Below are 24059 nucleotides of genomic sequence, written 5' to 3' on the forward strand. Positions count from 1 at the left end.
CCACGCCTCACGCTCCCCACCACCCGGTCCCACGCCTGACGGTCCCACGCCTCACGGTCCCCGCCACCCGGGCCACATCCCAAGGCCCGCCTCCCACCCCCCGCTCTCGGACCCTCACCCTCCAGGTGGTGGCATGCGGTGTCTGGGCAATCGAGGCCGCGCGGGAGGTTGACGAAGGGTCGTTGCGGCGGGTGCCACGTCCGACGTGAGAAGCGATCCCCCCGACCTGCCCCGGCGCACGTCGGCGGGTGGGGGTGGCGGTGGCTGGCCGTAACAGAAAGGGGGCTTGTCATCGCACGAACGGACGAGTGGGTCGAGAAACGGCGGGCAAGCCGCGCCTAGACCCCTCAGCGGGCGAACTCGGTGGCGCGGGACTCGCGGACGACGGTGATGCGGATCTGCCCCGGGTAGGTGAGTTCTTCTTCGACCTGCTTGGCCACGTCGCGGGCGATCACCTGGGCCTGGATGTCGTCGATCGCGTCCGGCTTCACCATCACGCGGATCTCCCGCCCGGCCTGCATGGCGAACACCTTGTCCACGCCGTCGTACGACTGGGCGATCTCCTCCAGCCGCTCCAGCCGCTTGACGTAGGCCTCCAGCGACTCGCGGCGCGCTCCCGGGCGGCTGCCGGAGATGGCGTCGGCGGCCTGGGTCAGCACGGCCTCGACGGTCCGGACCTCAACCTCGTTGTGGTGGGCCTCGATGGCGTGCACCACGTCCTCGTCCTCGCCATAACGCCGGGCGATCTCCGCGCCGATCAGCGCGTGTGAGCCTTCCACCTCGTGCGTCAGGGCCTTGCCGATGTCGTGCAGCAGGGCGCAGCGCTTCATGAGCGTCTGGTCCATCTTGAGTTCGGCGGCCATGATGCCGGCGATGTGCGCGGACTCGATGAGGTGCTTCAGGACGTTCTGTCCGTACGAGGTGCGGTAGCGGAGCTGGCCGAGCAGCAGGGTGAGCTCGGGGTGCATGTCCGTGATGCCCAGCTCGACCAGGGCGTCCTCGCCGGCTCGGGCGCACAGGTCGGCGACCTCCTGGCGGCTGCGGTCGTGCGCCTCTTCGATGCGTTGCGGGTGGATACGCCCGTCGAGCACGAGCTTTTCGAGGGTGAGCCTTGCCGTTTCCCGGCGTACCGGGTCAAAACATGAGAGCAGCACCGCTTCCGGGGTGTCGTCGATGATGAGGTTCACGCCGGTCGTGGATTCGAACGCGCGGATGTTGCGCCCCTCGCGGCCGATGATGCGGCCCTTCATCTCGTCGCCCGGCAGGTGCAGCACGCTGACGACCGACTCGGCCGTCTGCTCGGCCGCCACCCGCTGTACGGCCAGCGTCACGATCTTGGTAGCCCGCTTCTCGCCCTCCTTGCGGGCGGTGCCCTCGATGTCCCGGATGATCAGCGCCGCCTCGCGCTTGGCCTGGTTCTCGATCTCCTTGACCAGCTCGGACTTGGCCTGATCCGCGCTGAACCCGGACACCCGCTCCAGAATGGCCCGGCGCTCGTCCTCGACCTGCAGCAGTTCTTCGCGCCGCCCGGCCAGCTCGGTCTCGGTCTCGGCCAGCTTGCGGTCGCGTTCGCTCTGGCGGCGCGCCTCCTCGTCCAGCCGCTGCTCACGCTCGGCCAGCCGGCCTTCCCGGCGTTCGAGGTCGGTGCGCAGTTCCTTGAGCTCGGTCTTCAGGATCCGGCTCTCTTCCTCGACCTCGCGCCGCAGCTGCGTCGCGCTCGCCGCCGCCTGCTCAGATCTGCGCAGAATGTCCTCGGCGTCGGTCTCCGCCTTGGCCCGGATCTCCCCGGCCTCCAGGCGCGCCTGCTCCAGTTCCTCGTGGACGGCGGCCTCCTGCTCGGGGGACGGCTTCGCCGTGCCTGAAACGTGCCCGGACGTTCGCCGCAGCACTATCACCAGCGTCGCCATCGTCACGAACACCAACAGGAGCACAGCCACCAGCAACACCACGACCAGCGGATCCATGTGCTCCCCGCCCTCCTCGCGTCACAAGAATTTCAAAACGCGGACTGAAAAACGGGAGGGGTCACGTGCGCGGCACGGACAGCCCGATCGGCGTATGGACCGATATCAAGCCAAGACCGACCGGGCGTCGGCCCACGTGGCCAACACCTCGCCTGTCTCGGTCAATCGAGCTCGCTCGTACGTTCACCGGTATGGCAATCCGCGCTGCGCGGAGTAACTCCTCACTGCCGTCGAGGTTATGCGTCGAACAAGTCACGAGCAAGCAAACGCACCATCAAGCGTGTCTTACCGACCACTGCATACCAATTCAGACAGTTATCGCGCTCAACACCCCAAAGACCCCCAATGTCCCAACCACGCGCCCATCGCCACCCCGGGGACGCCCCAGCAGGCGGCCTTCTGGCCCCCGGCTAGGAGAAGTCATCCTCTATCTCCACGCCCTCCTGCTCCAGCGCCTCCCGGATCACCCGGAACGCCAGCCCGCCCGAGTACCCCTTGCGCGCCAGCATCCCCGCGAGCCGCCGGGTACGGACCTGAGGGTCGAGCCCCCGGGTGGAGGACAGCTTGCGATCGACCAGCCGGCGAGCGGTCTCCGCCTCCTGGTCGGGGTCAAGGCGTTCGACCGCGTCCTTGACCGTGTCGTTGTCGACGCCACGATGGCGAAGCTCCGCGGCCAGAGCCCGCCGGGCCAGGCCGCGACCGTGGTGCCGGGAGTCGACCCAAGCCTCCGCGAACGCCTCGTCGTTGATCAGCCCGAGCTCGGTGAACCGGTCGAGCACGGCATCGGCCGCCTCTTCCGGTATCTCCCGCTTGCGCAGGGCCTCGGCCAGCTGTGCCCGGGTCTTGGGCGCCAGTGTGAGCATCCGCAGGCAGACGGCCCGCGCCACCGCCTCGGGATTGGCCGGTGGCCCGGCGGCACCACTGCCCTCGTCCGGCCCGTCCGGCAGCCACCCGCCGCCCGAACCGTCCTCCGACCGTCGTCGGCCGCCACGTCCGGAGCCCTTGGAGCCCTTGGCCCCCCGCCCGGACCGCCCGCCACGCCGCGATCCCCGCTTCCCACCTCGTTCGGACTCCCCCGCGGGCTCGGCGAAGAACCCCCGGTCATGCCCCGCCGTGCCCGCCTCGGGCATGGACGGCTCAGGCCTGGGCGGCCCCTCTGGCGTGGGCGCCTTGGGCCTGGGCGGCGGCTCGGACCTGGGTGGTTCGGCCGGTACGTCAGGAGCTCCCCAACTGGTCCAGGGTGCCGGGCCACCGGGGGGTTCGTCGAAGACACCGGGCTCCGGCCCGGCAGGCGGGGTCGGCGGCTGCCGGGTGGCGCGTACCTCGTCCAGCGAGGCCGGCCAGCCGTCCGCGGGCTTGCCGCGACGGGCCGAGCCCTTGCCCCGGCCCCGCGCAGGACCGTCCGGCCAGGCGCCCCAGTCGTTGGGGTGAGGCGCCCGTGCCGGGTCGTCGTCGCTCACGTGCCGACCGATCAGACGTCACCGGGCTTCGGCGCGGCCGCGGCCTTGGCGCGGCCCGTGGGCGCTGCGGGCGCCGTGGCCGGAGCAGCGGCGGCGGCCGGCGGAGCGGCGGCCTCGGCCGGGGCGTCCAGGCGCGGACCGACCCCCAGCTTGTCCTTGATCTTCTTCTCGAGCTCGTTGGCCATGTCGGGGTGACTCTTCAGGAAGTTACGCGCGTTTTCCTTGCCCTGGCCAAGCTGCTCGCCCTCGTAGGTGTACCAGGCGCCGGACTTGCGGACGAAGCCGTTTTCCACACCCATGTCGATCAGGCCGCCCTCGCGCGAGACGCCCACGCCGTAAAGGATGTCGAAGTCGGCCACGCGGAACGGCGGGGCCATCTTGTTCTTCACGACCTTCACCCGGGTACGGTTGCCGACCGCCTCCGTGCCGTCCTTCAGGGTCTCGATGCGGCGGATGTCGAGGCGGACCGAGGCGTAGAACTTCAGTGCCTTGCCACCGGTCGTGGTCTCGGGCGAGCCGAACATGACGCCGATCTTCTCGCGCAGCTGGTTGATGAAGATGGCGGTGGTGCCGGTGTTGCTGAGGGCGCCGGCGACCTTGCGCAGCGCCTGGGACATCAGGCGGGCCTGCAGACCCACGTGGCTGTCGCCCATCTCGCCCTCGATCTCCGCCTTGGGCACCAGGGCGGCGACCGAGTCGATGACGATGATGTCGACGGCGCCCGACCTGATCAGCATGTCGGCGATCTCGAGCGCCTGCTCGCCGGTGTCGGGCTGGGAGACCAGGAGGGCGTCGGTGTCGACGCCGAGCTTCTTGGCGTATTCGGGGTCGAGGGCGTGCTCGGCGTCGATGAAGGCGGCGATGCCGCCCGCGCGCTGGGCGTTGGCCACGGCGTGCAGGGCGACCGTCGTCTTGCCCGAGGACTCCGGGCCGTAGACCTCGACGATCCTGCCTCGGGGGAGCCCGCCGATGCCGAGGGCCACGTCGAGCGCGATCGACCCCGTCGGGATCACCTCGATCGGCGCGCGGGCGTCGTCACCGAGGCGCATGACGGAGCCCTTGCCGAACTGCCGCTCGATTTGCGCGAGGGCAGTCTCAAGGGCCTTCTCGCGGTCGTTGATAGCCATGGGAACTCCCCTGAAGGGTCGTGGTCGGTCGGTCGAGTGAAAGCTACGGGCTGCCACCGACAATTTCCCGCCGTCGCCACGAAGTCGCGGTCCGGCGTGTTTCATAGTAGCCGAACGACTGTTCGATCAACTCCGGAACACGCTACAACGAACCACGTCGCCAAGGACCCGTGATGGCGAAGGTGATGCCCGGCGTCTGGATGTTGGCGAAAAGCCACTTCCCGCTGGGGTCGAAGACCGATCCGCACCACTCGGAGCCCCGGTAGTCCCCGGCCGGGACGCTCTTGCCTGGCACGCCGCCCTCCGGGATCACCACAGCGTTCTCCGCGAACGGGAAGATCTCGCCGTCCGTGGTGAGCCCGTGCAGATACTCGGCGCCGCTCCCGTCCTCGCACAGCACGATCCCGCCGCGCGGGCTCACGCAGATGTTGTCCGGGTTGTTCAGCACCGAGGCGTTCGGCGAGGCGAACAGCACGCGCATCTTGTCGCGCCGAAGGTCGTACTCGAACACCTGCCCCTGGCCCGCGGGCCCGCCGCTGGTGCTGACGATGTAGATCTTGCGATGGTGGTACCAGGCGCCTTCGAGCCTGCGGAAGGAGGCGCCGCCCTTGGCGATCCCCTGATCCACCACGGAGGTCTCGCCGGGCCCCGGGTCCGGCTCGTCGATGGTCACCCACCCGATCTCCGGATAAACCGTCCCCGTCCCGTCGGCATAGGTCGTGTAGGGGCCGTCGCCGATGGTCAGCATCTCCAGCCTGCCGCCCCTGGCCAGTTTGCCGCGCACGCGCGGGCGGAAGCGGTAGAGCCCGCTGGGGGTGGCGTCCTCCGTCTCGTACACGTACCCGGTCGCGGGGTCCACCGCGACGGCCTCGTGCGAGAAACGCCCCATCGCCTTGTACGGCACCGCGTCCGAAACCCCGTCATGCGGCACCTCGAAGATGTACCCGTGCCGCACCTCCCCGTTGACCAGCGTGGTCTCCTCGCACGACAGCCAGGTCCCCCACGGCGTGGGTCCGCCGGCGCAGTTGCGCACGGTTCCCGACAGCGAGGCCCACGACGCCAGGAAGGCGCCCCTGCGGGTGTCGAAGGCGAGGTTGGTGGTGCCGCCGCCGGCCTGGGGGTCGTAGTTGGGCGAGAAGTAGGCGCCGGTCAGGTCGCCGACCTCGTGGTTGCGGACCAGGATGGTGGTGTGCGCGCCGCCGTACCGGAAACCCCATCGCGGGCGGAAGGCGGCCATTCCGTCGTGCAGGGCGGGGGTGGGGCGGCCGTCGGTCATGCGGTCGCCGGTCCAGCCGTGGGAGACGTAGGAGAAGCCTTCCGGCAGTTTGAGCAGTTCGAGACCGGTCGTGCGGTCGCGTACGGGACGGAGTGGGCCGTAGTCGACGCTGAACGGGTGTTTCACCATCGTCGTGGCGTCGGCCGTGCGCGCCGAGAGCGCGGCGAGCGGTCCGCCGGCGGCCGCGCCGATCGCCGCGGTGCGTAAGAAGCGGCGCCTGTCGATGCTTGTCATGGTTGCACCCTCCTCGCCGCCAGTGTCCGTCCGGCGACGCGGGGGTGTCACGTGCCTGAACCGATAGGACATTCCCGGGCATTGTGCCAGCCCTGTTGCCATGCCCCGTGAGCTGGGGAGATCCTGAGGAGAACGGTCGAAGGGCGGCGACGTGGCGAGCACGTACACCGGGGAACGGCGCACCCATCTGGAGGCACTGGCCGAGCTGCTGCCCGCGCACGGGCTGGTGGGTCGCATGGTCGGCGGCGACGATCCGGTCCTGTGGGCCTGGCATCCGCGCAGCGGCAAGCAGACGATCATCTTCGCCACGCCCGCGCACCGGGGCTGGATGTTCCTGTGGTCGCCCGGCGGGCAGGGCAGCGCCGACGATCTGGATCAGACGGCCAGGTCGCTCAGGGACACACTGTCAGTGGAGCTTGGGTGAGACGCTCTCGACCTGGCAGACGGCCCGCCAGACGGACTTGACGCTCTCGCCGTCGGCGAGCGCCTGCACGACCGTGCGACCGCCGAGCGGGGCCAGCACGTAGTCGTGGGCCCACGAGTCGGCGTACACGTCACCGAAGTGCACGCGCATCCTTCTCCAGAATTCGGTCAGGCGCATGCACCAAGTATCGACGAGCTGAGGCATGGGTAAGACACCCGCATGCCAAAGGCCTCCAAGTCTTCATCCCCCAGACCCCCCACATCCCCCAGGAAGCGGGCTCTTCGCGCTAAGCGCCGCCATCTGCTCGTCTTACTTCGCTCCGCCGTACAACAGGAGAAAGCAGATCGATCCGAACGGCACGCGGGAATCCGGCGCGAACCCCGTGCGGGCAGGCCGCGCACCCGGCGGGCGTCGCGGCGCTGACCGTCACATCACCCGCGAGCCGTACATCTCACCGAGATGGTCGGCGAGCAGCTCCAGCCTGGCGCCGTCCGGGTCTTTGAAGTAAATGGAGGCGCCGCTCTCGATCTGGTGCGGCACGCCGGCCATCTCCAGCTTCCCGCGCAGCCGTTCCCACGTCGCGGGGTCGACGGAGATCGCGATGTGGTGCAGACCGCCGAGCACTTCCTGGTACGGTCCGAGGTCGAGGCCGGGGAAGTCGAAGAAGGCCAGCAGGTTCCCGTTGCCGATGTCGAAGAAGAAGTGGTTGGAGCCGCGGTAGTCGCGGTTCTCGAAGATCTCCGTGAGCGGGAACTCCAGAAGCTCCTGGTAGAAGCGGATCGTCCGCTCCACGTCCGAGGAGACGAGCGCGAAGTGGTGCAGGCCGCGGGCGCTGCTGGACGGCCGGTGCGGTAAGAGGTACTTCTCTCTCAGCCGGTCCCGTTGCGCGTCGATGGCCGCGTGGTCGGTGGTCACAGTCGGTGTATCTCCGTTTGGACGTCACTCAACCACCCCGAACGGCGGCAATGCGTTTTCTGTCGGTGCGGCGAGGCAGGATGTGCACGTGAGCTCGCTAGCCCATTTCAGCCCGCTGACCAGCCAATGGTTCACCGGCGCCTTCGTCGCGCCCACCGCCGCCCAGGAGGGGGCGTGGGCGTCCATCGCCCGTGGCGACAACACGCTCGTCGTGGCGCCGACCGGGTCGGGCAAGACGCTCGCCGCCTTCCTGTGGTCGCTCGACCGCCTGGCCACGCGCCCGCAGGAGGCCAAGGGCACCAAGGTGCTCTACGTCTCGCCGCTCAAGGCGCTGGCCGTCGACGTCGAGCGCAACCTGCGCGCGCCGCTGGCCGGCATGAAGCAGACGGCGCGGCGGCTGGGCCTGCCGGTGCCGGAGATCTCCGTGTCGATCAGGTCGGGCGACACGCCGGCCGACGAGCGGCGCAGGTTCGCCAGCAAACCCTCCGACATTCTCATCACCACGCCGGAGTCGCTGTTCCTGCTGCTGACCAGCCAGGCGCGGGAGGCGCTGCGCGGCGTCGAGACGGTGATCGTCGACGAAGTGCACGCGGTGGCGGCGACCAAGCGCGGCGCGCACCTGGCGCTCAGCCTCGAACGCCTCGACGCCCTGCTGGAGCGGCCCGCCCAGCGCATCGGGCTGTCGGCGACCGTGCGGCCGGTGAGCGAGGTGGCCGCCTTCCTGGGCGGCGCGCGCCCGGCCGCGGTGGTCCAGCCGCCGTCCGACAAGCGGATCGAGGTCGAGGTCGTCGTCCCCGTCGAGGACATGACGGAGATGGAGGCGCGCCCCGGCGAGCCGCAGGACGACTTCGCCGAGCCGGTCAACCGCTCGATCTGGCCGCATGTTGAAGACAAGCTGTTCGACCTGATCGAGGCCCACAGCTCCACGATCGTCTTCGCCAACTCGCGGCGGCTGGCCGAGCGCCTGTGCACCCGGCTCAACGAGCTGGCCTACGAGCGCGCGCAGGGCCCCGAGACGCTTGATCTGACCGGTTTCGACATGCCCGCGCAGATGATGGCGCAGGCCGGGGCGAGCAAGGGCGCGATCCCCGAGATCGTCCGCGCCCACCACGGCTCGGTCTCCAAGGAGGAGCGCGCCCAGATCGAGGAGGCGCTGAAGTCGGGCCGGCTGCCCGCCGTGGTCGCCACCTCCAGCCTGGAGCTGGGCATCGACATGGGCGCCGTCGACCTGGTCGCCTGCGTGGAGGCGCCGCCGAGCGTGGCCAGCGGGCTGCAGCGCATCGGCCGCGCGGGCCACCAGGTGGGCGCGGTCTCCCGGGGCGTCATCTTCCCGAAGTACCGCGGCGATCTGGTGCAGACCGCCGTCGTGGCCGAGCGCATGAAGGCGGGCCAGATCGAGGAGTTGCGCTATCCGCGCAACCCGCTCGACGTCCTGGCCCAGCAGATCGTGGCGATGACCGCGCTCGACGAGTGGACGGTCGACGAGCTCGAAGCTCTGGTACGGCAGGCGGCGCCGTACTCCACCCTCCCTCGCACGGCGCTGGAGGCGACGCTCGACATGCTCGCCGGCCGCTACCCGAGCGAGGAGTTCGCCGAGCTGCGCCCGCGCGTCGTGTGGGACCGCGTGACCGGCACCCTGCAGGGGCGGCCCGGCGCGCAGCGGCTGGCCGTCACCAACGGCGGCACGATCCCCGACCGCGGCCTGTTCGGCGTCTTCCTCGTCGGCGAGAAGGCCTCGCGGGTGGGCGAGCTGGATGAGGAGATGGTCTACGAGTCGCGCGTCGGCGACGTGTTCGTGCTGGGCGCGACCTCCTGGCGCATCGAGGACATCACCGCCGACCGCGTGCTGGTCTCCCCCGCGCCCGGCCAGCCGGGCAAGCTGCCGTTCTGGCACGGCGACACCGCCGGCCGTCCCGCCGAGCTGGGCAGGGCGATCGGCGAGTTCCTGCGCAAGCCCGAGGAGGAGCGGATGCGGGCGGCCGGGCTCGACGCGTTCGCCTCGGCGAACCTGCTGTCCTACCTGGCCGAGCAGCGCGAGGCCACCGGCTACGTCCCGGACGACCGCACGCTGCTGGTCGAGCGTTTCCACGACGAGCTGGGCGACTGGCGCGTGGTGATCCACTCCCCCTACGGCGCGCGCGTGCACGCCCCGTGGGCGCTGGCGATCAACCGGAGGCTGCGCGAGCGCTACGGCGTCGACGTGCAGGCGGTCCACTCCGACGACGGCATCGTGCTGCGCATCCCCGACACGCTGGCGGAGCCGCCCACCGACGTGGCCGCCTTCGACGCCGAGGAGATCGAGCAGCTCGTCACCGAGGAGCTGGGCGGTTCCGCGCTGTTCGCCGCGCGGTTCCGCGAGTGCGCGGGCCGGGCGCTGCTGCTGCCCAGGCGGGTGCCCGGCCGGCGCAGCCCGCTGTGGCAGCAGCGCCAGCGCGCCGCGCATCTGCTGGGCGTGGCCAGCCAATACGCCTCGTTCCCGATCGTGCTGGAGACCATGCGCGAGTGCCTGCAGGACGTCTTCGACGTGCCCGGCCTGGTGGCGCTCATGCGCGACATCGCCGCCAGGAAGGTGCGGGTGGTGGAGGTGGAGACCTCGCAGGCCTCGCCGTTCGCGGCCTCGCTGCTCTTCCACTACATCGGCGCGTTCATGTACGAAGGCGACGCCCCGCTGGCCGAGCGCCGCGCCCAGGCGCTGGCCCTCGACACCTCCCTGCTGGCCGAACTGCTCGGCCAGGCCGACCTGCGCGAACTACTCGACCCCGACGTGATCGCCGACACCGAGCGGGAGCTGGCCCGGCTCGACCGGCCGCTGCGTGACCAGGAAGACCTCGCCGACCTGCTGCGTTCCCACGGTCCGCTGCTCGCCGCCGACGTCAGCGTGCGCGGCGGCGACCCCGCCTGGCTGACCGCGCTCGAGAGCGCCCGCCGCGCCCTCCCGGTGCGGATCGCCGGCGAGGAGCAGTGGGTCGCGATCGAGGACGCCGCCCGGGTGCGCGACGCGCTCGGCGCGCCGCTGCCCGTCGGCGTCCCGCACGTCTTCCTCGAACCGGTCGCCGACCCCCTGGCCGACCTCGTGGCCAGACACGCCCGCACCCGCGGCCCCTTCCACGCCGGTACGGCTGCCGCCCGCTTCGGCCTAGGCGTCGCCGTGGTCACCGACGCGCTGCGGCGGCTGGCGACGACCGGGCGGGTGGTCAGCGGCGAGTTCCGTCCCGGCGGCCGGGGGGAGGAGTGGTGCGACTCGGGCGTCCTGCGGATGTTGCGGCGCAGGTCGCTGGCCCGGCTGCGCAAGGAGGTCGAACCGGTCTCACCCGAGACTTTGGGTCGTTTCCTGCCCGCCTGGCATGGCATCACCTCCCCCGGCCCCGGTCCTGGGCGTGACGGCGGTGGCGCGGCGCGGGCGATGGATGCCCTGGTCGGCGCGCTCGACCAGTTGCAGGGGGCGGCGGTCCCGGCCTCGGCTCTGGAGACGCTCATGCTTCCGGCCCGCGTCCCCGGTTACTCGCCCGCGCTGCTCGACGAGCTGACGGCGGCCGGCGAGGTGATCTGGTCAGGCCAGGGTTCGCTGCCCGGCGGCGACGGCTGGATCTCCCTCTACTTCACCGACACGGCTCCCCTCCTCATGCCGGAACCCGCCGAGATCACCCTGACGCCGCTGCACGAGCAGATCCTCGGGGCGCTCGGCGGGGGTGGCGCGTTGTTCTTCCGCGGGTTGTCCGATCAGCTGGGGTCGCTGGATGACGGGGCGCTGGCCACCGCGCTGTGGGACCTGGTGTGGGCGGGGCGGGTCTCCGGCGACACGCTGGCCCCGATGCGCGCCGCCCTGGGCACCGGGCGTCCCGCGCACCGGCCGGCGACGAACCGGCGGCGGCGGGCCGTACTGCCCAGCCGGAGCGGGCCGCCCACGGTCGCCGGGCGCTGGTGGCTGCTGCCCGCCCCCTCCGACCAGCCGGCCCAGCGGGCTCAGGCACAGGCCGAGGTCATGCTCGAACGCCACGGGGTCGTCACCAGGGGCGCCGTCACCTCGGAGCGCCTGCCCGGTGGGTTCACGCCTATTTACCAGGTGCTGCGGGCGTACGAGGAGAGCGGGCGCTGCCGCCGCGGCTACTTCGTGGAGGGGCTGGGCGGCGCCCAGTTCGCGTTGCCCGGCGCGGTCGACCGGATGCGCGCGATGTCCGCCGAACCCGAGCCCCGCCCCGAACCCCTGTCCGGCCCGCACGTCGATGCGCGCCGCGGGTCAGAAGCCGAGCGGGCCCGGCGCGCGGTGGTCCTGGCCGCCGCCGACCCCGCCAATCCCTACGGCGCGGCCCTCCCCTGGCCCGCGCATCCCGGCGGCCACAAACCAGGCCGGAAGGCGGGCGCGCTGGTGGTGCTGGTGGACGGGCACCTGGCGCTTTACGTGGAGCGGGGCGGCACGACGCTGCTCTCCTTCGCCGACGACACCCGGCTGCAGCCTGCCGTGGACGCGCTGGCTCTTGCGGTGCGGGATGGGGCGTTGGGCAAGCTGACGGTGGAGCGGGCCGACGGCGGCCACATCAACGACTCGCCACTGGCGGCCGCCCTGGAGTCCGCCGGATTCCACCCGACTCCCCGGGGGTTGCGGCTGCGCGCCTGACCGGGACCGCGGGTTCCCAGCCTCCGCCTGCGCGTGTGACCGGCGAGACGGTTGTCGCCTGGGCCCTGCGAGGCTGCCGTCGCCTGCGCTTTTGGAGGGGCAGGCGGTCTCGGCCTCGCTGCGGCCGACGCCGGTTGTCGCCTGCGTCTGTGTGCCGGGGCCGGGAAGGCACCGTGCTTGGTTGGGCGTGTGTGCGCAAGACCGGGTCATGTGCGTGCGCTTGACCCGGCTCTTGGCGCGCGGGCGTGAGGTGCGGCAGTGGGGGTGCGGGCGTGCGGCGCGGCCTTGGGGTGCCACCGTGGAGCAGGGCCGTGAGGTGTGGGCATGGGGTGTGGGCGGGTCGGTGTGGTGTTGGGGCTGGTCAGGGGGTGGTGGGGGCGGGCTCAGGATGGTGACGTTGCCGTAAGGGTTGAAATGGGTATAAACCACTCGTGACTCCCCTCATCGGGATCGAGGAGGAGTACCTAATCGTCGATCCCCACACACGACATGTGGCACCCCGGGCGGCGGATGTTCTGGCCGCAGCGACGAACGTGATGGGTGAGGACATCACCCAGGAGATCAGCCAGTTCCAGATCGAAGCCCGTACCGCGCCGTCGAGCGACCTCTCCGAGTTGGGGGCGAGACTGCGCGCCGCCCGCACGGAGGTGGCGAAGGCGGCACAGGAATGCGGGCTGGCGCTGGTCGCCAGCGCGATGCCGGTACTGGGCCAGCCGGGGCCGCTTCCGCTCACCAACGATCCACGGTACGAGAACGGGCAGGTGCGCTATCGGGCTCTCCAGGACGAACTATGCATCTGCGCTCTCCACGTACATGTGGACGTGCCGGACGAGGAGCTTGCCGTCTACGTCGGCAACCATCTACGGCCCTGGCTGCCCACGCTCATCGCGCTCGCGGCCAACTCCCCGTTCTTCGTCGGCCGGGACACGGGCTACGCCTCCTGGCGGGTGATCAGCTGGAGCCGGTGGCCGGTTTCGGGGGCTCCGCCGTACTTTGCCAGCTTTGAGCACTATGAGCGGGCGGTCGGCACGCTGTGGGAGTCGGGCGCGCTCATGGACATCAAGACCCTCTACTGGGACGCCCGTCCCTCCTCCATCCTGCCCACCATCGAGGTACGCGTCGCCGACGTGCCACTCGACGTCAACGACAGCCTCACGATCGTCGGGCTGATCCGGGGGCTGGTGGTCACGGCGCTGGGCGAGGTGGCGCGGGGCGATCGCGGGCTGCCGATCGGCGCTGAGGTGATGCGCGCCGCGTACTGGCGTGCGGCGCGCGACGGGCTTGAAGGCGCCTGTCTCGATCTGCGGGCGGGCGAGCTGGTTCCGGCCCCGGAGATGGCGCGCCGCCTCCTCCATCATGTACGGCCGGCGGTCGGCGACGCGGGCGACCTCCCGTTCGTCGAGGAGGGCCTGGACCGGCTGATGCGCCGCGGCTCCGGAGCGGTCCGCCAGCGCAGCGTCCACCAGCGCGACCACGACCTCGCCGACGTGGTCGACGACCTCATCGTCGCCACCGTCGCCTAGCTCCACCCCCACCCCCACCCCCACCCCCACCCCCACCCCCACCGCCCCGGCATCACCGGCCCACCGTGGGCCACCCCACCCGGGCCCAACCTCCCCCGGCCCACCCCACCCAGGTTCGACCTCCTGTGGGACTGACCTACCCAGGCTCGACAGTCCACGGGCGGTCGGACAGTGGGCTTCGGACAGTGTGCTGAGGCGTACGACCGGGGTGCGCGGAGCCCGGGGTCCGGGACGGGGGGTGCCGTTGGCTAGCGGGTCGCAGGCCGTGGTGGCGGTGTGCGGCGTGGGATGGGGCGGGTGGGCGGTGGCCGTAGGCCGCGGGCAGTGGCCGTAGGCCGCGGGCAGTGGCCGTAGGCCGCGGGCCGCGGCCCACGGCAGTGTGGGCCGCGGGTGTGGGCCGCGGGAGGTGAACCCCGAGAGGTGGGCCATGGGAGGTGGGCGGTGGGCGGTGGGCGGTGGTCGTGGGAGGAGGGCCATGGGAGGTGGGCGGTGGGCTGTGGGCGGTGGTCGTGGGAGGTGGGCGGGAGCCGCAGGCAGGAAAGCCGTGGGTGGGGGGTGGGAGCGGTATGGGGTGGCTAGGGGGTTTTGGGGGGTTTGGGGCTCTTTAGGATCCAGGCGCCTACGGTGTACATGGTTAGGCCTAGGGCGATCATGGCGGCGGCTACCGGGTAGCGGAGGCCGGGGGGCATGTAGGTGGCCAGGAACCAGGTGTGGCGGAGCATGTCGTTGGCGACGAAGACGGCGGCCACGATGCCCTGCGGGAACAACGGGATGGCGCCGAAGCCGAGGCACCACCAGGCGATGGTCTTCTGCTTCTTGGACAGGGAGTCGTAGCGGGAGGTCACCGTGGTTTCGGCCTTGCGGCCGGTGCGCATGGTGTTGAGGAGTTCGGGGCCGTGGGTGCGCAGGCGGCGTTCCGCCAGCCTGCCGAAGCCCCAGTAGTACAGGGCGCCGGTGAGGATGCCGGCGGGTACGCCTATCCAGCCGTATCGGAGGGCTATCAGGGCCGCGGGGGCGCCGGTCAGGGCCACCAGGGCGAGCATCACGTAGGCGAGGCCGGTCAATCCGCCGTCGTCTTCGGTGGTGCGGAGCGGGTTGCCGGCGCGGCGGTGGGGGTCGGTGCCGGGGACCAGGGCGTAGAGGGAGATCAGGGGGACCAAACCCGCGGCGCCGCCCAGCAGTGCCGCGAGGAGGGCGAGGATCAGGGGCCAGGGGCCGCCGGTGATGCTGGTGAAGGCCACGGTCAGCAGGATGGCGATGGGAGCCTGGGTGGAGAGCCAGGCGAGCTGGCGGCCGCGTACGTCGCCGGTGCCGGGGGTCATGAGGGTGAGCCAGAGGGCGGTGCCGTCGGTGCCGTAGAGGTTGGCGGCCATGGCCGCGGCCATGACGACGAAGATCGGGCCGGCGAAGGGCAGCATGCCGTTCCAGCCGAGGATCAGGGGGCTGGCGGCGAAGCAGATGCCGTAGGAGAGCGCGAAGGTGAGCTGGTGGTTGCGGGCCAGGTCGCGGGACCAGGTGCGTAGTTCCTTGGCGACGATCGCGCCGCCGGGGGTGGAGGCGGTCATGGGGCGGCGGCCGCGGGTGGCGGGGCGTACGGCGCCGGCCCGGCGGTTGAGCAGCGCGGCCCATGCGCCCAGCAGCAGGAAGACGAGGACGGCCAGCGCGCCCAGCGCCCACCATTGGCCTTGGACGGCGAGGACGCCCCAGCCGGACGGCAGGTACCAGACGGCCGAGGGCACCCCGATCTGCCCGAAGGCCCAGAAGAACACCCAGATCTGACCGAGCCCGGCCAGGATGGCGCCGTTGAGCAGGCCGGAGCCGATGGCCCCGGCCCGCGAGCGCAGGGCCAGGCCGACGAGGCCCACCGACACCTTGGACAGCAGCACGAACACGGCCAGCTGCAGCACCGCCGCGGGTAACGCGATCAGGGTGTTGGCCACGCCGAGCCGTACTCCCAAGATCACGAGACCGAGCAGTGCGACCAGGCTGACGAGCGGCGAGAGGCCGACGAAGGCGGCCACCAGCAGGCCGGCGGCCAGGCGGCGCGGGGGCAGGCCGAGCAGGGAGAAGTATTCGGGGCGGAGCGTCTCGTCGCCGCCGCCCATGAAGACGGGGCCGAGCATCCAGCCGAGCATCCACACGGCGTAGCCGGCGGCGAGCAGGTCTGCGCCCTGGAAGCCCAGGTAGACGGTGCCGGCGGCGAGGCACGCGCCGAGGGCGGCGCCGGTCCCGGCCATCTGGGCGCGCTCGCCGCGCAGGGAGTGGCGCAGGACCGCGATCTTCATCTGGGCCATGGTCAGCGCGACAGCCACGACAGCTCCTTGATCCCGTTGCTCTGGTCACCGACGAGCTCGACGAACGTGTCCTCCAGCGACCGCGCGCCGCGAACCTCGTCGAGCGGGCCCGCGGCGGCCACGCGGCCCTTGTCGATCACCGCGACGTGGTCGCAGAGCTGCTCGACCAGCGCCATCACGTGGCTGGACAGCACGATCGAACCGCCGCCCGCGACGAAGCCGCGCAGGATCGTCTTGATCGTCGCGGCGGAGACGGGGTCCACGGCCTCGAACGGTTCGTCCAGCACGAGCAGGCGCGGCGCGTGGAGCAGCGCGGTGGCCAGGCCGATCTTCTTGCGCATGCCGGTGGAGTACTCGATGACCAGCGTCTTCTCCGCCTGATCCAGTTCGAGTACGGCCAGCAGTTCCTCGGCCCGCGCGGTGACGACGTCCTTGGCCAGGCCGCGCAGCAGCCCGAGGTAGGTGAGCACCTCGCGCCCGGTGAGCCGTTCGGGCATGGCCAGGCCGTCGGGCAGCACGCCGACCAGCGCCTTGGCCTGCTCGGGGTCGGCCCAGACGTCCTGGCCGAAGATCCGGGCACTGCCGCTGTCGGGACGCAGCAGGCCGACGGCCATGGACAGGGCGGTGGTCTTGCCGGCGCCGTTCTGGCCGACGAGGCCGTAGAACGAGCCTTGGGGCACGGCCAGCGCGATGTCGTCGACCGCGAGCTTGTCGCCGAATCGCTTGGTCAGAGCGTTGATGTCCAGTGCGGGCGTCATGCCGGCCTCCTGGTGGCGAGGGAGAAGATGGTGGTCAGCTCGGTGGTGAGGGCTCCGAGGTCGTAGTCCGGGTTGCTGATCAGGTAGGTGGGGACGGCGTCGATGGCGCCGCGGATGGCGATCGCCATGGAGCGCTGGTCGAAGTCGCGGAACTCGCCGGTCTGCTGGCCCCAGTCGAGGACCTTCTCCAGGTCGGTGAGGGCGGTCTCCTGCTGGCCCGAGTAAGGGCCGTCGCGGTCGTGGAGGATGACCTCCACCAGGGCGATCAGCGGGTTGCGGTGCAGGCGCATGAACTCGAGGTTGGACTCGATGTAGGCGGTCAGCGCGGCGGCCGCGGTGGTCTGCGCCATGATGCGGGGAACCATCAGGCCGACGGCGAGCTCGACCACGTGGGTGACGACGGCCTTGATCAGCTCGTCCTTGCCGCCGAAGTGGTAGGAGATGACGCCCGGGCTGATCTTGGCCAGCTTGGCGATCTTGGTCATCGATGCCTGCTGATAGCCGAGCGTCGCCAGTGCGTCGATGGCGCAGTCGATGATCTGCGCGCGGCGCGCCTCTTCAATGAACGTCCGGCTTTCTGATGGCACGTTCAGAAGTTTAAACGGCCATTCAAAAATCGCAAGCCCCGTTCAAAAGGGTTCCCGGCCCACCAGCCGGTCACCAGGTGACGGGAAGGCTGGCGGGGCCGTTGTCGAGGGGGTTGCCGGTCCACGGGACGTCCTCGGGGGCGCAGGCCGGCCGCAGGCCCGGCAGCTGCTCGGCCAGCGCGCCGACGACGGCGACCAGCTCCATGCGGCCCAGCGCGGCGCCGATGCAGTGGTGGGGTCCGTGGCCGAAGGCCAGGTGCGGGTTCGGCGTGCGGGCGGGGTCGAAGCGGGCCGGGTCGGGGATGAGATCGGGGTCCTGGTTGGCGGCCTCCAGGCGGACGAGGACCTGGTCGCCGGCGGCCAGCCGTACTCCGTCGAGGTCGATGTCCGTCCGCGCGTAGCGCGCGAAGGCCTCGCCGTGGAGGCCGGCGGAGTAGCGCAGCATCTCCTCCACGGCCGTGGGGACGTCCTCGATCCGGGCGAGCCCGCCGGCCTGGCCGAGGTGGACGATGCCGATCGACAGCGTGTTGGCCACGGTGAGGTAGCCGCCGAAGACCAGCGAGATGGCGGTGGTGAGCAGTTCCTCGTCGCTGAGGCGGCCGTCCTCGGCGTCGCGTACGGCGATGACCTCGCTCAGCAGGTCGGGACCCGGGTCGGCGCGCTTGGCCGCGATCAGGCTCGGGAAGTAGGCGGTGAGCTCGCCCCACGCCCGCTCGAAGCCCTCGCCGCCGCCGGTGATGCCGGAGGCGGCGTCGGCCCAGGTGTAGAAACGTTCGCGGTCGGTGACGCTGATGCCGAGCATGTGGCTGGTCACCCCCAGCGGCAGCGGGCGGCCCACGATGGAGACCAGGTCGGAGCCGGGTCCGGCCTTCCGCAGGTCGGCCACGAGCTCGCCGGCCAGCGTGGTGACGGCGGGGCGCAGCCGTTCCAGATTGCGGGGGGTGAAGGCGCGGGAGAGCAGGCGGCGCAGGCGCGCGTGCGGCGCGCCGTCGCTGAGCAGCGAGGCGGGCCCTTCGGGCGTGCCGGGCGGGGCCATCGTGAAGCGCGCGTCGGACAGCACCTGGCGGGCCAGCGCCGCCCCGACGACCACCCACGCGGGCTGACCGTCCGCGGTCACGACTCTCGCGATGGGTCCGGTACGGCGCAGCTCGTCGTGGACCGGCGTCGGGCCGAACGGGGCAGGACGCTCGAATGGTAGGTTTCGCATATCGTGAATCTAACACATAGTGAAGGTGCATCACTATATGACCATCGAAGCATTCGAGCGGACGCTGGAGCTGGCCGTGCTGCTCGGCGAGGAGATGGAGCGCAGGCTCGCGGCCGACGGCCTGACGCCGTCCCGCGCGCAGGTGCTGCGCGAGCTCGGCCGGCGCGGACCGCTGCAGCAGCGGGAGCTGGCGGGCACGCTGGCGGTGAGCGCGCGCAACATCACCGGCCTGGTGGACGGGCTCGCGGCCACCGGGTTCGTGACCCGTGAGCCGCACCCCGACGACCGGCGGGCCACGCTCGTCACGCTGACCGGGCGGGGCACGGCGGCCGTGCGCGCCATGGAGGAAGGACGCGCGGCGGCGGCGGCCGCGCTGTTCGAGGGGATGCGGCCGGAGCGGCTGGCCGCCTACGCCGCCGACCTGGACGTGCTGCTGGGAAACCTCAGAAAGGCGTAGGCCCGTAGAGGGCGAAGGAGGCGCCGGTGGTGAAGGCCCAGTAGCGGTCGCCGTAGGACCAGTGCCACCACTCGGTCGGGTAGTTGATGAGCCCGGCCTCCGCGAGCGCCTTGCCCAGGATGGCGCGGTGCTCGCGGGCCTCGGGGCCGATGTTGGCGGCGGCGGTGTAGCAGGCGCCGTCGCTCTGCTCGGGGTTGTCGTTGACGGCGGTGCCCATGTCGTACTCGACGCCTTCCGGCGAGCACAGCGTCAGGTCCACGGCGGCCCCGGCGGTGTGCGGCGCGACCTCGACCGGCGAGACGTAGCGGCTGGCCGCGACGTGCGCCTCCGCGGGCGTCATCTCCGGGAAGGAGGCCTGGAGCTGGTCGCGGTACTCGTCGAAGTAGTGCCGCTGGGTGGGGATCGGGCGATAGCCCTCGACGATCAGCAGGTGGTAGCCGGACGGCAGGAGGTTCTCGGCCTTCTCCAGCCTGGCCAGCAGCCCGGAGCGCAGGTGCGCGTACGCGCCGATCGCGTCGGCCAGCCGGTCGTCCACGCGCAGCCGCCCGCGTACGTCGGCGAGTGGCTCTCCGCTCTCCCGAACCGGAATCGCCGCCACCCGAGGGTCCGAAATCAGCACGATGTCAGCCGCCATGGGCATAAATTCTCACACAGTGTCGGAGAAGACCTGTTCACGGGCCTGCTCCAGCGCGGCGACGAGCGCGCCGCGCAGCACCGGATTGCCGGCCACGCCGGTGGTCACGACCCGGGACGGCGACGGGCAGACGCGGGCCACGGCCTGCTCCACCTTGGCCGCGAGGCGAGCCCCGCCCGCGCGGCCGATGTCGCCGCTGAGCACGATCAGCCCCGGGTCGAGCACGACGGCGATGGCGGCGCAGCCGACGGCCAGCCGGGCGGCCACCTCGTCCAGGTAGCGGTCGCCGCCGTTGCGGACCTGGTCGGCGACGGACAGGCCGCTCACGTTGTGGTGCTTGGCCAGGCCCTCCAGCGCCTCGTGGCCGACGAGCCGCTGGAACGAGCCGGACTGCGGGTGGCGTACGTCGGTGGGCAGCGGTTCGCCGGGGACGGGCAGCCAGCCGATCTCGCCCGCGCCGCCGGTGAGGCCGCGGTGCAGCCGGCCCCCGAGCATGACGCCGAGGCCCTGGCCGATGCCGGCCCAGATGACCGCGAAGTCGTCGTGCCCGGCGGCGGCGCCGTAGCGGTGCTCGGCCAGCGCGACGAGGTTGACGTCGTTCTCTATCGTCACCGAGGCGCCGAGGGTGTGGCGCAGGCTGGCCAGCACGCCGACGTGCCAGTCGGGCAGGTCGTGGGAGAAGCGCACGTCGCCCGAGCGGGGATCGACGACGCCGCGGGTGCCGATGACGAACGAGCGCAGCTGCGACTGGCTGATGTTGGCGGAAGCACACGCCCGTTGTACGGCAGAGTGCACCGCTTTGACCGGATCCTTGGTGCCCCGCGGATTGACCGTGACCTCGACCACGATTTTACCTGTGATGTCGGCCACACCGACGGTCAGGCTGTCGGGCAGGACTTCCAATCCGGCGACGTAGGCGCTCGACGGAACCACGGCGTACAAGGCGGCGTGCGGACCTCTTCCTCCGGCGCGTTCGCCGACCACCTCCACGAGTCCGCGATCTTCCAGTCGGGCGAGAAGCTGACCTGCGGTTACCTTGGAGAGCCCCGTCTGTTCCCCCAGCTCGGCGCGGGTCAACGGTCCTTGGTAAAGGAGCAGTTCGAGTGCCGATCTGTCGTTCAGCCGGCGCAGCAGCCGCGGGGTTCCCGGGCTTCGGCTCATGAATGCGCCTCCTCTCGTCACGATCGGCTAACGGTCTGTTTCTTTTAATAAAGTTTCTTGTTAGTTTAGCAGCAATCGTTCGGACTGACGATCAGCCAGCCTGGTGCCGACCGTAGGCCAGCACCATGGAAGGGAGAACCCTGTGAGGATCGCGAAGATCACAGCCACTACGGTCACCACAGCCGCTCTGGCTCTTGGCGTGGCCGCCTGTGGAGGCTCCGAGGCGCCGAAGCCTTCCGCGGCACCGTCCGAAGGCGCGTCGAGCGCCGCCCCGGGCCAGAAGTTCGCGGGTCAGACGCTCACGATGTGGCGTCTGGGCACGCCGAAGGACGTCTCGACCAAGCTCATGAACGACATCAACGCCAAGTTCAAGGAGCTCACCGGCGCTGACGTCAAGGTCGAGTTCGTGCCGTGGCCCGACGCCCAGAAGAAGTGGACGACCGCCCTGGCCGCCGGCGAGGGCCCCGACGTGACCGAGTTCGGCAACGACCAGGTCGCCGCCTGGGTCAAGCAGGACGCGCTGCAGGACATCACCGACCTCGCCAAGTCGACCCCCGACTTCCAGTCGATCCCGCAGAACCTGTGGAGCTACGAGACGATCGACGGGAAGATCTACGGCGTGCCGTGGGGCGGCGGCACCCGCGCTGTCCTCTACCGCAAGGACTGGTTCGACGAGCTCAAGATCGAGACGCCCAAGACCTGGGCGGACATCGTCGCGGCCGCCAAGAAGATCCAGGAGAAGAAGGGCAAGGACGTCGACGGCTTCGCCTTCAACGGCGGCTCCGACGCCAACATGTCCCTCTCCCCGTTCGTGTGGTCGGCAGGTGGCGACTTCGCCGCCTCCGAGGGCGGCAAGTGGGTCGGCAAGCTGACCGACCCCGGCTTCAAGGAAGGCTTCCAGTTCTACACGGACCTGGTCGCCAAGGAAGGCGTGTCCGGCAAGTCCAGGCTCAACCTGAACTCGATTGAGATCGGCCAGCGCTTCGCCGCCAACAAGGTCGGCATGTTCGTCACGGGCGGCTGGGACATCACGACCGTCAAGGAACAGAGCAAGGGCAAGATCGACGAGTCGAAGATGGCCTTCTTCTCGCTCCCCAACAAGGACGGCAGCGGACCGGCCCCGGCCTTCCAGGGCGGCAACGACATCGCCATCTGGAAGGACACCAAGAACCCCGAGCTCGCGGCCGAGTACATCAAGCTCGCCGCCGGCAAGGAGTTCGGCACCACCTACGCCACCTCGGAGGGCCTGCTCCCGCTCTACCCCGAGGCTCTGGCCAAGCTCGGCGAGGACCCGATGCAGAAGGCGTTCACCGACACCTTCGCGGTCGCCAAGGGCTTCCCGGCCAGCCCCAACTGGGCTGAGGCCAACGACACCAAGGCCGTGCTGCAGAACGCGGCGCGCAAGGTGATCAAGGGCGAGGCGACCGTCGACGAGGCTCTGGCCGCCGCCAACACCGAGCTCGAGTCCATCCTCAACCAGCAGTAACGATGAGTGATACGTCAACCATCGCCCGAGGCGGGGGCCACCGCGCCTCCGCCTCGGCGCGGCGGGCCAAGCCCCCGCGCCGGCCCAGCGGACTGCCTCTGCGGTTTGTCCCGTACGCCCTGCTCCTGCCCGGCCTATTGGTCATCGCGGTGCTGTTGCTCTATCCGCTGTACCAGATGGTCGACATGTCCTTCCACAAGGTCGGGCTGCGGCAGATCCGGCCGAGGAACCCGCTGCCCGCGGAGTTCGTCGGCGCCGACAACTACACGGCGGCGTTGCAGTCCGACCTTTTCGGCGTGTCCGTACGCAACACAGTGATCTTCGCGGTCGTCACCGTGGCGCTGACGTTGATCCTCGGCACGCTTGTCGGGCTGCTCCTGCACAAGCTCGGCCCGAAGATGTCGACGACCGTCATCGTCGGCACCATGGCCGCTTGGGCGGTTCCGCCGACGTCGGCCGCCGTGGTCTGGAAGTGGCTCTTCGACGCCGACGCCGGCGTGGTCAACTGGTTCCTCAACATGCTGCCCGACTGGTTCTCGCAACTGGTCTTCGGCCGCGCGGAGTGGGCCGGCGTGCCATGGCTGAACGACCCGCTCGACATCTACTTCGTGCTGGTCGTCACCGTGGTGTGGGCGTCGTTCCCCTTCATCGGGGTCTCGATCCTGGCCGGTCTGAAGAGCATCCCGAGCGAGCTGTACGAGGCCGCCCGAGTGGACGGCTCCACCGCCTTCCAGACCTTCAGGAAGATCACCTTCCCGCTGCTGCGGCCGGTCTTCTCGGTCCTGGTCGTGCTCTCCATCATCTGGGACTTCAAGGTCTTCACCCAGCTGTTCATCCTGGCCGGCGGCACCAACATGCCCCGTGAGGCCTTCAACTTCTCGGTGTGGAGCTACATCGAGGCCTTCAGCCCGCCGCCCGACATGGGCCTGGGCTCGGCCATCGCCGTCGTGCTGACCGTGATCCTGCTGCTGATCACGTTCGTGTACGTCCGGCAGATCGTGAAGACGGAGGACGTGCGATGAACCCCAAGACGCGGCGCAAGCTCGGCAAGTTCGGGCTCAACGCGGCCGGGATCGCCGTCTTCCTGTTCGCGATCTTCCCGGTCTACTGGATGATCACGGCTGCCTTCAAGCCCAACGACCAGCTCAACAGCACCACGTTCATCCCGTTCCCGATGCCGCCGACGCTCGAGCACGTCGAGCGTGCCTTCACCAAGGGCATCAACGGCAACTCCATCTGGACCTACATGATGAACAGCGTGATCGTGTCGGTGAGCACGATCATCATCGGGGCCGTGTTCGCGCTGCTGGCCGCCACCGCGGTCGCGCGCTTCCGGTTCCGCTTCCGGACGAGCTTCCTCATCCTGCTGCTGATCGTGCAGATGGTGCCGTCCGAGGCGCTGCTCATCCCGCTGTTCCTGAACGTGCGCCAGATGGGCCTCTACAACGAGCTGCTCGGCCTGATCGTCATCAACGTCGGCCTGACACTGCCGTTCTCCGTGTGGATGCTGCGCACCTTCGTGGCCGCCGTCCCGAAGGAACTGGAAGAGGCGTCCTGGATCGACGGCGCAAGCCGCTTCACCACCTTCTGGCGGGTCCTGTTCCCGCTGGTCGCGCCAGGCCTGGTGGCCACGAGCATCTTCTCGTTCATCACCGCCTGGAACGAGTTCGTCTTCGCGCTCACGCTGATCGAGGACTCCGACAAGTTCACGATGCCCAGGGCGCTGTCGTTCTTCGTCGGGCAGCGCTCGACGGACTGGGGCGGCATCATGGCCGCGTCGACACTGATGACGATCCCGGTCCTGATCTTCTTCCTGCTGGTGCAGCGCCGCATGGTCTCCGGCCTGGTGGCCGGGGCCGTCAAGGGCTAGCACCCCGCAAGCGGCTCGCGCCGCCCGCCGTACAGGCCGCGGCGCGAGCTACCAACCTCCGTGATGA

General features: G+C 70.5%; 19 protein-coding genes. 7 read left to right on the forward strand and 12 right to left on the reverse strand.

What is annotated here, in order from left to right; all coding sequences use genetic code 11:
- Positions 1-347: 347 nt before the first annotated feature.
- From rny to HNR40_RS28790, 4 genes are all read right to left on the reverse strand, one after another.
- Complete coding sequence (rny, locus tag HNR40_RS28775; RefSeq protein WP_184966730.1) at positions 348-1964, reverse strand: ribonuclease Y; 1617 nt, start codon at positions 1962-1964, stop codon at positions 348-350.
- 410 nt (positions 1965-2374) lie between these two features.
- Positions 2375-3424: a recombination regulator RecX gene (recX, locus tag HNR40_RS28780; protein WP_376773518.1), complete on the reverse strand. Its 1050-nt coding sequence runs from the start codon at positions 3422-3424 to the stop codon at positions 2375-2377.
- Positions 3425-3435: 11 nt separating this feature from the next.
- Positions 3436-4551, reverse strand: a complete 1116-nt coding sequence (recA, locus tag HNR40_RS28785) for a recombinase RecA (protein WP_184966732.1) — start codon at positions 4549-4551, stop codon at positions 3436-3438.
- Between the two features lie 142 nt (positions 4552-4693).
- Positions 4694-6061, reverse strand: a complete 1368-nt coding sequence (locus tag HNR40_RS28790) for a PhoX family protein (RefSeq protein WP_184966734.1) — start codon at positions 6059-6061, stop codon at positions 4694-4696.
- Positions 6062-6212: 151 nt separating this feature from the next.
- Here HNR40_RS28790 and HNR40_RS28795 point away from each other — a divergent pair, with 151 nt between their 5' ends.
- Complete coding sequence (locus HNR40_RS28795) at positions 6213-6485, forward strand: hypothetical protein (RefSeq protein WP_184966736.1); 273 nt, start codon at positions 6213-6215, stop codon at positions 6483-6485.
- On the opposite strand, the gene HNR40_RS28800 is transcribed toward HNR40_RS28795, so the two are convergent.
- Entirely contained in the window at positions 6468-6662 is a 195-nt protein-coding gene (locus HNR40_RS28800; RefSeq protein ID WP_184966738.1) for a DUF3046 domain-containing protein, read from the reverse strand. The genes HNR40_RS28795 and HNR40_RS28800 overlap by 18 nt on opposite strands.
- 249 nt (positions 6663-6911) lie before the next feature.
- A complete protein-coding gene (locus tag HNR40_RS28805) occupies positions 6912-7400 on the reverse strand; it encodes a VOC family protein (RefSeq protein WP_184966740.1) in 489 nt (162 codons plus the stop codon).
- Positions 7401-7488: 88 nt separating this feature from the next.
- Here HNR40_RS28805 and HNR40_RS28810 point away from each other — a divergent pair, with 88 nt between their 5' ends.
- Both HNR40_RS28810 and HNR40_RS28815 read left to right on the forward strand, forming a co-directional pair.
- Entirely contained in the window at positions 7489-12015 is a 4527-nt protein-coding gene (locus tag HNR40_RS28810; RefSeq protein ID WP_312896547.1) for an ATP-dependent helicase, read from the forward strand.
- Positions 12016-12446: 431 nt separating this feature from the next.
- Positions 12447-13538, forward strand: a complete 1092-nt coding sequence (locus HNR40_RS28815; protein ID WP_184966744.1) for a carboxylate-amine ligase — start codon at positions 12447-12449, stop codon at positions 13536-13538.
- 575 nt (positions 13539-14113) lie between these two features.
- On the opposite strand, the gene HNR40_RS28820 is transcribed toward HNR40_RS28815, so the two are convergent.
- The 4 genes from HNR40_RS28820 to HNR40_RS28835 form a co-directional block, all read right to left on the reverse strand.
- Positions 14114-15850 carry a hypothetical protein gene (locus HNR40_RS28820; RefSeq protein WP_184966746.1) on the reverse strand — a complete coding sequence of 579 codons (1737 nt, stop codon included), beginning with the start codon at positions 15848-15850 and terminating at the stop codon, positions 14114-14116.
- Entirely contained in the window at positions 15835-16590 is a 756-nt protein-coding gene (locus tag HNR40_RS28825) for an ABC transporter ATP-binding protein (protein ID WP_184966748.1), read from the reverse strand. Before HNR40_RS28825 ends, HNR40_RS28820 begins: the two co-directional genes overlap by 16 nt.
- Positions 16587-17177 carry a TetR/AcrR family transcriptional regulator gene (locus HNR40_RS28830; protein WP_184966751.1) on the reverse strand — a complete coding sequence of 197 codons (591 nt, stop codon included), beginning with the start codon at positions 17175-17177 and terminating at the stop codon, positions 16587-16589. Before HNR40_RS28830 ends, HNR40_RS28825 begins: the two co-directional genes overlap by 4 nt.
- Before the next feature lie 70 nt (positions 17178-17247).
- On the reverse strand, positions 17248-18384 hold the full coding sequence (locus HNR40_RS28835; RefSeq protein ID WP_184966753.1) for a cytochrome P450: 1137 nt from the start codon (positions 18382-18384) through the stop codon (positions 17248-17250).
- A 37-nt stretch (positions 18385-18421) separates the two neighbouring features.
- On the opposite strand from HNR40_RS28835, the gene HNR40_RS28840 reads away from it, so the two are divergent.
- Positions 18422-18841, forward strand: coding sequence for a MarR family winged helix-turn-helix transcriptional regulator (locus HNR40_RS28840; protein WP_184966755.1), 420 nt, complete (start codon positions 18422-18424; stop codon positions 18839-18841).
- On the opposite strand, the gene HNR40_RS28845 is transcribed toward HNR40_RS28840, so the two are convergent.
- The gene (locus HNR40_RS28845; RefSeq protein WP_246509579.1) at positions 18828-19475 is read right to left on the reverse strand and encodes a M15 family metallopeptidase; all 648 of its coding nucleotides are present in this window, start codon (positions 19473-19475) and stop codon (positions 18828-18830) included. The two genes, HNR40_RS28840 and HNR40_RS28845, sit on opposite strands and share 14 nt — an antisense overlap.
- Before the next feature lie 12 nt (positions 19476-19487).
- Entirely contained in the window at positions 19488-20636 is a 1149-nt protein-coding gene (locus HNR40_RS28850; RefSeq protein ID WP_184966759.1) for an ROK family transcriptional regulator, read from the reverse strand.
- Between the two features lie 142 nt (positions 20637-20778).
- Between HNR40_RS28850 and HNR40_RS28855 the strand changes: the two genes are divergently transcribed.
- From HNR40_RS28855 to HNR40_RS28865, 3 genes are read left to right on the forward strand one after another with little or no spacing between them, the layout of a single operon-like run.
- Positions 20779-22122 (forward strand): extracellular solute-binding protein, encoded by a 1344-nt coding sequence (locus HNR40_RS28855; RefSeq protein WP_184966761.1) that lies wholly within the window; start codon positions 20779-20781, stop codon positions 22120-22122.
- A 2-nt stretch (positions 22123-22124) separates the two neighbouring features.
- Complete coding sequence (locus HNR40_RS28860) at positions 22125-23144, forward strand: carbohydrate ABC transporter permease (RefSeq protein WP_184966763.1); 1020 nt, start codon at positions 22125-22127, stop codon at positions 23142-23144.
- Positions 23141-23992 carry a carbohydrate ABC transporter permease gene (locus tag HNR40_RS28865; protein WP_184966765.1) on the forward strand — a complete coding sequence of 284 codons (852 nt, stop codon included), beginning with the start codon at positions 23141-23143 and terminating at the stop codon, positions 23990-23992. The genes HNR40_RS28860 and HNR40_RS28865 overlap by 4 nt, the downstream gene beginning before the upstream one ends.
- Positions 23993-24059 lie beyond the last annotated feature (67 nt).

Source organism: Nonomuraea endophytica (assembly GCF_014203235.1).
Classification (GTDB): domain Bacteria; phylum Actinomycetota; class Actinomycetes; order Streptosporangiales; family Streptosporangiaceae; genus Nonomuraea; species Nonomuraea endophytica.

What these genes read in the sequence shown, in the direction of transcription:
- HNR40_RS28825 (WP_184966748.1), bottom strand. Translation starts at nt 16,590, where the DNA reads ATGACGCCCGCACTGGACATCAACGCTCTGACCAAGCGATTCGGCGAC.
- HNR40_RS28845 (WP_246509579.1), bottom strand. Translation starts at nt 19,475, where the DNA reads ATGGCGGCTGACATCGTGCTGATTTCGGACCCTCGGGTGGCGGCGATT.
- rny (WP_184966730.1), bottom strand. Translation starts at nt 1,964, where the DNA reads ATGGATCCGCTGGTCGTGGTGTTGCTGGTGGCTGTGCTCCTGTTGGTG.
- recA (WP_184966732.1), bottom strand. Translation starts at nt 4,551, where the DNA reads ATGGCTATCAACGACCGCGAGAAGGCCCTTGAGACTGCCCTCGCGCAA.
- HNR40_RS28800 (WP_184966738.1), bottom strand. Translation starts at nt 6,662, where the DNA reads ATGCGCCTGACCGAATTCTGGAGAAGGATGCGCGTGCACTTCGGTGAC.
- HNR40_RS28840 (WP_184966755.1), top strand. Translation starts at nt 18,422, where the DNA reads ATGACCATCGAAGCATTCGAGCGGACGCTGGAGCTGGCCGTGCTGCTC.
- HNR40_RS28790 (WP_184966734.1), bottom strand. Translation starts at nt 6,061, where the DNA reads ATGACAAGCATCGACAGGCGCCGCTTCTTACGCACCGCGGCGATCGGC.
- HNR40_RS28850 (WP_184966759.1), bottom strand. Translation starts at nt 20,636, where the DNA reads ATGAGCCGAAGCCCGGGAACCCCGCGGCTGCTGCGCCGGCTGAACGAC.
- HNR40_RS28835 (WP_184966753.1), bottom strand. Translation starts at nt 18,384, where the DNA reads ATGCGAAACCTACCATTCGAGCGTCCTGCCCCGTTCGGCCCGACGCCG.
- HNR40_RS28860 (WP_184966763.1), top strand. Translation starts at nt 22,125, where the DNA reads ATGAGTGATACGTCAACCATCGCCCGAGGCGGGGGCCACCGCGCCTCC.
- HNR40_RS28865 (WP_184966765.1), top strand. Translation starts at nt 23,141, where the DNA reads ATGAACCCCAAGACGCGGCGCAAGCTCGGCAAGTTCGGGCTCAACGCG.